This is a genomic window from Mesorhizobium sp. M4B.F.Ca.ET.089.01.1.1, assembly GCF_004022605.1.
Classification (GTDB): Bacteria; Pseudomonadota; Alphaproteobacteria; order Rhizobiales; family Rhizobiaceae; genus Mesorhizobium; species Mesorhizobium abyssinicae.
The window spans coordinates 21,032-28,677 of the sequence record NZ_RZOS01000027.1; the positions used below are offsets into that span (position 1 = coordinate 21,032).

Here is a 7,646-nt window from a genome sequence, read left to right on the forward strand (position 1 = left end):
GCCCAAGGGCTGCGGCACCGGAATTTCCATGTAGCACGTACCATCGAACCTGATACTTTGGACTTCTCTGAACAACTCGGACTTCACTTATGGAGCGCCGGCTTACCGCGATCCTCGCTGCCGATGTGGTCGGCTACTCCAGGCTCATGGGGCTGGACGAGGCGGGCACGCTGTCGGCGCTGAAGACCCACCGACGCGAGATGGCGGACGCCAAGATTGCCGAACACCGGGGGCGGATCGTCAAGCTCACCGGCGACGGCATGCTGGTCGAATTCCCAAGCGTGGTGAACGCCGTGGCGTGTGCCGCCGAGATCCAGCGCAAAATGCGCGAGCGCAATGTCGACGTTTCGGAAGACAGGCGGATCGAGTTCCGCATCGGCGTCCATCTCGGCGATGTCATTGTCGAGGACAACGACATTTACGGCGACGGCGTCAACATCGCGGCGCGTATCGAGAGCATGGCCAGGCCGGGCGGCGTAGCAGTATCCGGCTCGGTCCGCGACAATGTCGGCAACCGGCTCGACTTGGCCTTCGAGGATACGGGCGAGCAGATACTGAAGAACATCGAGCGGCCGGTCAGGGTCTATAACGTCGACCTCTTCGCAGACGCGCCGCCCCGATCCATTGCCTCGATCGCTCGAGAGAAAACCGAGCCGGCCGCCCAGGCCAAGCCGTCGATCGCCGTCCTTCCCTTCAACAACATGAGCGGCGACCCCGAGCAGGAATATTTCTCTGACGGAATCACCGAGGACATCATAACGGACCTCAGCAAGGTCGGCGCACTGGCGGTCACTGCGCGCAACACGACCTTCGCCCTCAAAGGCAAGGCAATGGACGTGAGCGAAGCGGCGCGGCAATTGCGCGTTTCGCATGTGCTGGAAGGCAGCGTGCGCAAGGCGGGTAGTCGCGTTCGCATCACCGCGCAGTTGATCGACGGGATGAGTGGGCATCATCTGTGGGCCGAGCGCTACGACCGCGATCTCAACGACATATTTGCGCTCCAGGACGAGATCGCGCGGGCCATCGTCGATGCCCTGAAAATCCGGCTGATGCCGGCCGAGCATGCTGCCATCGGCAAGCGCACGACCGAGAACGTCGAAGCCTATCAATATTACCTGATGGGACGGCAGCATTTCCTGCGCCTGGGCCGTCGCAATCACCTTTCCGCCCGACGCCTCTACCAGCGAGCGCTCGAGATCGATCCCGAATACGCGCTGGCGCGGGCCGGGCTGGCGTTGGCTGAAGGCATGTTGCTGAGATCTGGAGATCGCAGCGCAAATCTTGTCACCTTGAGCGCCGATGCGCAGCGCGCGCTGGCATTGGACTCGACGCTGGCGGAAGCTCACGTGGCTGACGCGATGGTACATTTCCAGAAGGAGCAGATCGAGCTGGCAGGCGTTGCCTGCCGGCGAGCAATCGCGCTCGATCCCAATCTCTACGAGGCGCACAGGACCCTGGGCGACGTGCTGCGCATGGAGCGCAAGTTTGCAGAGGCCGCAGCCGCCTATGAGAAGGCGGCGGACGTCGATCGCAACAGCTATGGTGCGATGTGCATGCTGTGGGATTGCCGCAAGACCCTGGGCGACGAGGAGGAGGCCAAAAGGCTTTCACGGGGGGTGCTGACCCGCATCGAGAAAGCCATGCAACTGTATCCGGACGATGGGGCAGCCTATGCCTATGGCTGTTACATCCTCCACAATCTCGGCCTGGAGGAACGCGCCCTTGAGTGGGCCGAGCGCGCGATCACCATCGATCCGGAGGACTACAACAGCCACTACAATGTCGCGTGTTTCCTGGCGGCGATCGGCGCCGTCGAAAAGGCGATCGACACGTTGGAGCACAGCGTGCCGCAGCTTGGATTGCAGCAAGTGCACTGGATGGCGCAGGACGTGGATATGAATCCGCTGCGCGATCATCCGCGCTATCGGGCGCTGATCGAGCGCCTGGAGATCAGCTTGGCCGAGGCGGAAGGCCGATCAACCAGCGAGCCCGAAACGCGGCCTAGTGGAACTTAGCGCCACTTCCCGTATAGGATTGCGATGACGGCTGTGGGGGGCCACAGGGGACGCCCGAGGACAACACAGCGTTGCGCTCTTTGGAACAGCTCTCTCGCTTGTTCGGAAGCGTTCTTCGAACACTCAATGAAATCAAGGCATTTGGGAATTTGGTACGCCCAAGGGGAATCGAACCCCTGTTACCGCCGTGAAAGGGCGGTGTCCTGACCGCTAGACGATGGGCGCGCTCAGATGAAGCGGCTTATAATTGCGTTGTTCGCAACCGGCAACCCGTCTGCCGCCGCCTGCGACAACTTTTTTCAACAGTGGCAAAAATCGCGATTTGGGCACGCCGGGGGATGGGTTTCGAGCCCAAGCGGTTTCGGAAACGTGCTGGCAATCGGCAAGGCTGGTGAAGGATCAGCCGTCGCCGCCGCCGCTGCGCCGGCGGCAGCGCCAGTTCCAGTCGCGCTCGGGACCGACGTCGACATGGATGGATTCGGTGTGGCAGTAGGTGCCGACGCCGCCGCGGCCGGGCATGGAGCGGACGTAGCTTGCCAGCTCCCATTTGGAGACGCCGGGAACCTGGATGTCGGCGGCGGCGCAATACATGTGCAGCGAATTCTTGGCGCCGTTGGCGCGGCGGTTGCGGGACGGGTCGCGATAGCCTGAGGTGACGACCATCTTGCGGCCGTAGTGGCCCTCGATCGTCTTCAGCACCCGCACCAGCGACGGCTTCAGGCAGGCGACGTCGACGCTTTCGTTCTGCTTCAAGAGGCCGTTGGGCGCGAGCCGCGCCATGCCGGCGGCCGACGCCACCTGGTAGGAGCCGCCCTCATCCTCGTTGAGGTCGACGTCGCTCTCGTCGTCGATGCCGGACTTGCGCTTGATCTCGAACAGCGCCGTCTGGCGCACGCCGGGCAAGGCATCGGCGCCGGTGATGTGATTGCTCGGGTCGTCGAGCGAGGCCAGTTGCACCGGCTTTTCGGCCGGGGTGGCGGAAGCGAGCGTGATGATCGGCTTGGCGGGCGCAGTCGCCTTGGCGGCGGCCGGCTGTTCGCCCGAGCGCGTGTTGACCAGCGGCGTGGGCGCCGCCGACGCCGGCGTGGTGCTGAACAGCGAGGCAAACAGGCCCTTCTTCGGCGCGGCGATCGGCTGCTGGGGTGCTTCGCCGGCGGTCACGTAGACGCCGTTGTTCATCGGCTGCGCGGCGGCCTCGGCCTGCGGCTTGGCTGCGGTCGCGGCGGCATCGCCAGCGGCGACCTGCTGCGCGACGGCCTGCGTCTGCTCGGCTGCCTGGGCCTGCTGCACCAGTGGCTGCGGCGTGTTGCCGGCGATGGTGTCGGCGCCGGCGGGCACGTTGATCGGGAAGGCCGATCCGGGCTTCGTCACCGGTACGTAGGCAACCTTCTCAGGCAGAGGCTTGTCGTCCTCGCCCATCACGGTCGACACCGCCTCCGATGAGGCCGACGTCACCTGCAGAGACGAATCGGTCGAGGTCGCTGGCTTGGCGCCGGTTGCAGCGCTCATCTCGGTGGAGGTGGCATTGTAGCCGGGCATGCCGACCGACATCGTGGGGTCGCCGGCGGAGGTGCAGGAGGCCAGAAGCACGGAGAAAAGCGCTGCCGCAATGCTGCGACCTTCCCTCCGCGCGAGACGCCAACCACCTGATTTCAAACCTAAATTCCCCCTCGGTATCCGGCCGGCTGGTCATCGCCGCAGCGTTCTACGCCCTCGCAACGACTGTTCTGTTCCCAAACCGGAAACGGGACCTGTGTCAAATCTGCAAGCCTCGGAAGTAATCGTTTTTTCCAGGCGAATTGAAGCCGCCAGATAGTTGACGTCACCATTTCGACCTGTTTTAGCGGGCCGTCAACTCACCAGACATTACAGACTGTTACACGCGCACCTTGACATAGGTGCCCGGCGCATCGCCCAAGGTTTTCATATGCTTGCCGGGTTTGCGCGCCGGCACGCGCGCATTGTCCTGGGTCTCGACCCAGTGCTGCCAGTGCGTCCACCAGGAGCCGGGATGCTCCACGGCGGCGGCGAACCACTGGCCGAAATCACCCACCGGTTTGCCGCCGGTCCAGTACTGATACTTCTTCGCGGCCGGCGGATTGACGACACCGGCGATGTGGCCGGAGCCCGCCACCACATATTCCACGGTGCCGCCGAAATAGCGCGAGCCGAGGAACACTGAGAGCGCCGGCGCGATGTGATCCTCCTTGGTGGCCAGGTTGTAGACGGGGATCCTGATGTCGCCCAGCGAGACGGTGCGGCCGGCAAGCTCCATCGTGCCGCGCGAGAGGTTGTTCTCGAGATAACAGTTGCGCAGGTAGAAGGAATGGTTGGCCGCCGCCATGCGGGTCGAATCGGCATTCCAGTACAAGAGGTCGAAGGGCAGGGGATCCTTGCCGCGCATGTAGTTGTTGATGACATAGGGCCAGATCAGGTCGCCCGAGCGCAGCATGTTGAAGGCGGTCGCCATCTTGGTGCCGTCGAGATAGCCCTTCTCGTTCATCGACCGCTCGACCGCCGCGACCTGGTCCTCGTCGACGAATACTTTCAGGTCGCCGGCATAGGTGAAATCGACCTGCGTGGTGAAGAAGGTCGCCGATTTGATACGGTTGTCGCCTTCCTGCGCCAGCAGCGCCAGCGCCGCGGCGAGCAGCGTGCCGCCGACGCAGTAGCCGATGGCGTTGACTTCCTTCTCGCCGGTGGCCTTCTCGACCATGTCGAGGCCGTATTGCAGGCCTTCGCGGATATAGGCTTCCCAACCCTTGGAGCCGTGGCGCTCGTCCGGGTTGATCCAGGAGATGACGAAGACGGTGTGGCCCTGCTCGATCGCCCAGCGGATGAAGGATTTCTGCGGGTTGAGATCGAGGATGTAGAACTTGTTGATCCATGGCGGGCAGATCAGCAAGGGACGCTTGAGCACGGTCTCGGTCACCGGATCGTACTGGATGATCTCGGCGACGTCGCTGCGACCGACCACCTTGCCGGGCGTCGTCGCCACGTTCTTGCCGATCTCGAAGGGTGAATAGTCGGCCTGGCGGAGCTTCAGGTCGCCCTTGCCGGCGGCGATGTCCTCAGCCAGCATCTTCATGCCGCGAACCAGGTTCTCGCCGTTGGAGGCGACGGTCTCGCGGAACAGTTCCGGGTTGGTCAGGATGAAGTTCGACGGCGCGATCGCGTTGGACACCTGCTTGACGTAGAAGCTGGCCTTGTGGCGCGTGTGCTCGTCGAGACCCTCGGCATGCTCGACCAGATCGGCCGCCCAGCGCGAGGTGACGAGATAGGCCTGCTTCAGGAAATCGAAGAAGGCGTTGCGGCCCCATTCCGGGTCCTGGAAGCGCTTGTCGCCGCGCTCGGGCTTGACGGCGTCGTCAGGCGGCGCCTCGCCATTCGGGCTGACACGCTGGATGGCGTTCGCCCATACCGTCATGTAGCCGGCGAACAGCCGCGTCTGCGCCTCAAGCGCGCGCTGCGGGTCGGCCAGCCAGTACTCGCTGAGCTTGGAGAAGGTCTTGACCATGTCGACGACAGGCTCGGCGACGTGGTCGCGCACCTCGCCCTTCTCGCGCGGCTCGGCCCAGGCGGAAGCCGCCTTGCCGGCCTGCTCGACCATGCGCGCCATGTTCAACGCGAAGCGTTCCGGGTCCTTGACCAGATATTGCTCGACCGACGAAGGTCCGCCATCTTCCGCTTTGTCCGAATCGGCAGCTTTGGACATGGTTCGCGGGGTTCCTCCCGGGCGTTTTCTTGACATATTATCATGGGACATCTGACCGGGTCCAACACGCTCTAACCCGGCTGCCAGGAAAACAATATGACGATTAATATTGGCAAGACGGTTTTTTCGGACGCCGGTCGCATTTGCCGCATTGCCGCGGCGATGGCGTTGCTGTCGGCCGGCATGCTGGCGGCGGGCGGCTGCTCGACCAGCAACTCTTCGAATACGGCGCCGGTCGCCGGCGTCGAAGGGCCGAAGGACACCGGTTCCTATCCGAACCTCAACATTCCGCCGCAAGTGGCCGCCAAGCAGCTCACCAAGGAGGAGACGGACGCCAAGCTTGCCCAGTTGAAGGGCGAGCAGCAGGCGCAACTCGCCAAGAGCGGTGGCGGCGGCCAGACCGCAAGCCCGGCGGCGCTCAACTCGCTGGCCAAGAACCATGGCGACCAGGCGCTGAAGCAGATCGAGACGAAATGCGATCCCGCCCTCGACCCTAGCTGCAATTAGGGATATATCGCGCGCCGAAAACCACCTTTGAATGTCTGGAACTGACATGGAAGAATTTCACAAGGTCCGCCGGCTTCCGCCTTACGTGTTCGAGCAGGTCAACCGGCTGAAGGCCAGCGCCCGCTCGCGCGGCGCCGACATCATCGACCTTGGGATGGGCAATCCGGACCTGCCGACGCCGAAGGCCATCGTCGACAAATTGTGCGAAGTGGTGCGCGATCCGCGCACGCATCGCTATTCCTCCTCGCGCGGCATTCCGGGCCTGCGCCGGGCCCAGGCGGCGTACTATCAGCGCCGCTTCGGCGTGAAGCTCAATCCCGACACGCAGGTGGTGGCGACGCTTGGCTCGAAGGAAGGCTTCGCCAACATGGCGCAGGCGATCACCGCGCCAGGCGACGTGATCCTCTGCCCGAATCCGACCTATCCGATCCACGCTTTCGGCTTCATCATGTCGGGCGGCGTCATCCGCTCGCTGCAGGTGGAGCCCGACGACGGCTTCATCCCGGCGGTCGAGCGCGGCATCCGCCACTCGATCCCGAAGCCGCTGGCGCTGATCCTCAACTATCCGTCAAACCCGACGGCGCTGGTCGCATCGCTCGATTTCTACAAGGACGTCGTCGCCTTCGCCAAGAAGAACGACATCATCATCCTGTCGGACCTCGCCTATTCTGAGATCTATTTCGACGGCAATCCGCCGCCATCGGTGTTGCAGGTGCCGGGCGCGATCGACGTCTGCGTCGAGTTCACCTCGATGTCGAAGACCTTTTCCATGCCTGGCTGGCGCATGGGCTTCGCCGTCGGCAACGAGCGGCTGATCTCGGCGCTGACGCGGGTGAAGTCCTACCTCGACTACGGCGCCTTCACGCCGATCCAGGTGGCGGCAGCGCATGCGCTCAACGGCGACGGCGCCGACATCGCCGAGGTGCGCGAGGTCTACCACAAGCGCCGCGACGTGATGGTCGATTCCTTCAGCCGCGCCGGCTGGAGCATTCCGGCGCCGGCGGCCTCGATGTTCGCCTGGGCGCCGATCCCGGAACAGTTCCGTCACCTCGGCTCACTCGAATTCTCCAAGCTCTTGATCGAGCACGCCGACGTGGCGGTGGCGCCGGGCGTCGGCTTCGGCGAGCATGGCGACGATTTCGTGCGCGTGGCGCTGGTCGAGAACGAGCACCGCATCCGCCAGGCGGCCCGCAACATCAAGCGCTTCCTGGCGTCCACCGCCAAGCAGCCCAACAATGTGGTGCCGCTCTCCGCGCACCGCTGAGTTCGCCTGACATCACCGATCGAATTTTTGAGGGGCATCGCCGGACATGGCTGAAGCGTTGCGTGTTGGAATTGCCGGCCTCGGCACGGTCGGCGCCTCGGTGGCGCGCGTGTTGCGCGACAAGGCGGCCGAGCTCACCCGCCAG

At 63.9% G+C, this 7,646-nt stretch carries 5 protein-coding genes and 1 tRNA gene; 3 read left to right on the plus strand and 3 right to left on the minus strand.

Annotation, left to right across the window (positions count from 1 at the left end):
• Nucleotides 1–89: 89 nt before the first annotated feature.
• Complete coding sequence (locus EN780_RS04975) at nt 90–2,015, plus strand: adenylate/guanylate cyclase domain-containing protein (protein WP_128272414.1); 1,926 nt, start codon at nt 90–92, stop codon at nt 2,013–2,015.
• Between the two features lie 150 nt (nt 2,016–2,165).
• Here EN780_RS04975 and EN780_RS04980 read toward each other — a convergent pair.
• The 3 genes from EN780_RS04980 to phaC all read right to left on the minus strand — a co-directional run bounded on the left by EN780_RS04980 (nt 2,166) and on the right by phaC (nt 5,730).
• Nucleotides 2,166–2,240, minus strand: a tRNA-Glu gene (locus EN780_RS04980).
• A 174-nt stretch (nt 2,241–2,414) separates the two neighbouring features.
• Nucleotides 2,415–3,566, minus strand: coding sequence for a YcbK family protein (locus EN780_RS04985; RefSeq protein ID WP_245499879.1), 1,152 nt, complete (start codon nt 3,564–3,566; stop codon nt 2,415–2,417).
• A 325-nt stretch (nt 3,567–3,891) separates the two neighbouring features.
• On the minus strand, nt 3,892–5,730 hold the full coding sequence (phaC, locus tag EN780_RS04990; protein WP_128272418.1) for a class I poly(R)-hydroxyalkanoic acid synthase: 1,839 nt from the start codon (nt 5,728–5,730) through the stop codon (nt 3,892–3,894).
• A 96-nt stretch (nt 5,731–5,826) separates the two neighbouring features.
• On the opposite strand from phaC, the gene EN780_RS04995 reads away from it, so the two are divergent.
• On the plus strand, nt 5,827–6,237 hold the full coding sequence (locus tag EN780_RS04995) for a hypothetical protein (RefSeq protein ID WP_189556390.1): 411 nt from the start codon (nt 5,827–5,829) through the stop codon (nt 6,235–6,237).
• A gap of 46 nt (nt 6,238–6,283) precedes the next feature.
• A complete protein-coding gene (locus EN780_RS05000; RefSeq protein WP_127283311.1) occupies nt 6,284–7,501 on the plus strand; it encodes an LL-diaminopimelate aminotransferase in 1,218 nt (405 codons plus the stop codon).
• Nucleotides 7,502–7,646: the final 145 nt, after the last annotated feature.

Excerpts from the sequence above, each read along its gene's own strand:
- EN780_RS04975 (WP_128272414.1), top strand. The coding sequence starts at position 90 with ATGGAGCGCCGGCTTACCGCGATCCTCGCTGCCGATGTGGTCGGCTAC.
- EN780_RS04985 (WP_245499879.1), bottom strand. The coding sequence starts at position 3,566 with ATGTCGGTCGGCATGCCCGGCTACAATGCCACCTCCACCGAGATGAGC.
- phaC (WP_128272418.1), bottom strand. The coding sequence starts at position 5,730 with ATGTCCAAAGCTGCCGATTCGGACAAAGCGGAAGATGGCGGACCTTCG.
- EN780_RS04995 (WP_189556390.1), top strand. The coding sequence starts at position 5,827 with ATGACGATTAATATTGGCAAGACGGTTTTTTCGGACGCCGGTCGCATT.
- EN780_RS05000 (WP_127283311.1), top strand. The coding sequence starts at position 6,284 with ATGGAAGAATTTCACAAGGTCCGCCGGCTTCCGCCTTACGTGTTCGAG.